Source organism: Pseudoalteromonas sp. PA2MD11 (assembly GCF_017808125.1).
Taxonomy (GTDB): domain Bacteria; phylum Pseudomonadota; class Gammaproteobacteria; order Enterobacterales; family Alteromonadaceae; genus Pseudoalteromonas; species Pseudoalteromonas simplex.
In genome coordinates this window covers 1-2,342 of record NZ_JADKNF010000036.1, presented here as the reverse complement: position 1 = coordinate 2,342, position 2,342 = coordinate 1, and the positions used below count along the sequence as shown (strand labels likewise).

Annotated in this window: 2 protein-coding genes; both read left to right on the top strand. The window is 40.9% G+C overall.

Annotated features, from left to right (window positions below):
* Positions 1-105: 105 nt before the first annotated feature.
* Complete coding sequence (locus ISP07_RS20385) at positions 106-939, top strand: tyrosine-type recombinase/integrase (RefSeq protein WP_209328715.1); 834 nt, start codon at positions 106-108, stop codon at positions 937-939.
* Complete coding sequence (locus ISP07_RS20380; RefSeq protein ID WP_209328714.1) at positions 936-2,024, top strand: IS91 family transposase; 1,089 nt, start codon at positions 936-938, stop codon at positions 2,022-2,024. Before ISP07_RS20385 ends, ISP07_RS20380 begins: the two co-directional genes overlap by 4 nt.
* Positions 2,025-2,342: the final 318 nt, after the last annotated feature.

Genomic DNA, 2,342 nt, shown 5'->3' with positions numbered 1-2,342 from the left:
TTAGCTCGCTATAAACATGTTGAACTAAGCCGCTACGCGGAGATCCTATTCTGATCATTTGAGCCACACTTACCTTGGGGTTATCCCATAACTTGGAGGTAAGTCATGAATACACTCATAGAACAAGTCAAAACTGAAATAGCCTATCGTGGTTATTCACAAAGTACATGTAAAAGCTACTGTGAGCATTTACTAAAACTCAGTCATTATTTTAATAAACCACTTGATTTAATCACTGATGATGAGCTTAATGCTTTTTTCAACGACCCTGCTATTCGTAAACTTTCTAGATCAAGCCAAAAAATACAGATAAACAGCATTTGGTTCTTGTTTAAGAATATTTTACACCGGCCATTGAACTTAGATATTGCATTGCCAAAGGCGAAGTCGCGCGCACCTACCTATTTAACACGTAATGATATGATACGGCTGATAGAAAACTGTACGGATATGCGATTAAAAACGTTAATAGTGGTTTGTTATGGTTGTGGCTTACGCATTGGTGAGCTGCTACATATTAAAGTGCAAGATATTGATGGGAAGAGAAAAACTATATTGATTGAGCAAGGTAAAGGAGATAAATCGCGTTATGTTGTAGTTTCAGATAGCGTACTAAATCAATTACGTTGTTACTGGAAAATGTATCACCCAACGGGTTGGATGTTTTACTCGCGATGGTTAATGGATAGGCCGATGTCACCATCTAGTTTTAGGAAAGCACTGAGGAAACATGCACAAATGTGTGGCTTAAAACACTGCAATCCACATGCCTTACGCCATGCTTATGCAACACATCAACTTGAATCAGGAATGCCACTTCATCAATTGCAACATCAGCTTGGTCATAGTGATATTAAAACGACACAAAGTTACTTACACTGGTTACCTGAGTTAGGGCATGGCGGCATTGATTTGCTTGCGAGCTGGAGTAAACAATGAGCGCTTTGCATCTCGCTGATATTTTAAACTCAAATCTTGAGCATTATCGGCAACATCATACGATGAGCTATCAACAACTGCGTGTCTGTCTGCACCTTCAATCATGCAGAACAGGTCAGCTCGGTTACCAAGCATGGCAATGTGATAGCTGTGGTGAGTCACAGCTGATTGGGTGTAGTTGTCGAGATCGTCATTGTCCACGGTGTCAAGGAATGGCAACGGCAAGGTGGATACAAAAGGAGCAAGAAAGCTTATTACAGTGCCGCTATTTCCACCTTGTTTTTACGCTTCCTCATGAACTTAATGTTATTGCTCACTATAACCCAAGTGCCTTATATCAATGTTTATTCAAAGCAGCATGGCAAACCCTGAATAAATTTGCCAACCGAAAAGGACATGGTCAATTAGGAATGACTAGCGTCTTGCATACTTGGGGACAAAACTTAAGTCAGCACATTCACTTACATTGTTTAATCCCAGCGGGTACGCTAGATAATATTCAATGGAATGAGATAGAAAAAGGCTATTTATACCCCGTAAAAGCGCTATCGACGGTTTTTAGAGGAAAAATGCTGGCGGCGCTCAATGAGTGTGATAGTTCATTCATGAAGATAAACACGCCAGCAAAATGGTGCGTGTATAGCAAAGCGTGTTTAACGTACAGTGAAAAGCTAGTTAGTTACCTTGCGCGTTATACCCGAAAAGGCGTGATGTCAGAATCGCGATTAGTGTCAGCGACTGAAGAAACAGTGAGCTTTAAATATCGCGACTACGCAGATAACAACCGCGATAAAGTCATGACACTGAGTTGTGATGAGTTTTTACGGCGCTACTTACAACATGTATTGCCTAAAGGGTTTATGCGCATTCGCCACTACGGCTTTTTAGCTAATGCGTGTCGCAAGCGAAAGTTAGCCCAAATAAGGGCTCATGTATCCACCGCATGTAAACCAATGAACCCAAAAACAGAGCAAGAACCATTAATACCGCATTGGCCTTGCCAGTCATGCAAGGTGGGTATTTTACGATTTATTGGTGTGATAAATTTAGATGTGGCGACAAATGAAATAGTGCGAACGAGTTAGCAGCCTTGCTTGCTGCATAAAATCAAAGAGTTAACCTGCTTAACTGCTCAGGTTAGTAACCATTGCGCGTGCAAAAAATATAGTTGCTTATCTAGGCAAACTTAGGTGTAATGGAAGCATAATAAACGCTGAGTAATGCAGGGATAGCTTAGATACGATAGACACGCCAGTAACCTTGGCTTGATATCACTTAAGCCATAAAAAGCAAATTCCCATAGCATAAACAACACCAACTCTGACACACTGAGCAGGTAGCGGCTCAGTCCAACAAGCGATTATGCAACACAAACTGCGTGTCGCATAAATACTAAAATGTTA

Excerpts from the sequence above, each read along its gene's own strand:
- ISP07_RS20385 (WP_209328715.1), top strand. The coding sequence starts at position 106 with ATGAATACACTCATAGAACAAGTCAAAACTGAAATAGCCTATCGTGGT.
- ISP07_RS20380 (WP_209328714.1), top strand. The coding sequence starts at position 936 with ATGAGCGCTTTGCATCTCGCTGATATTTTAAACTCAAATCTTGAGCAT.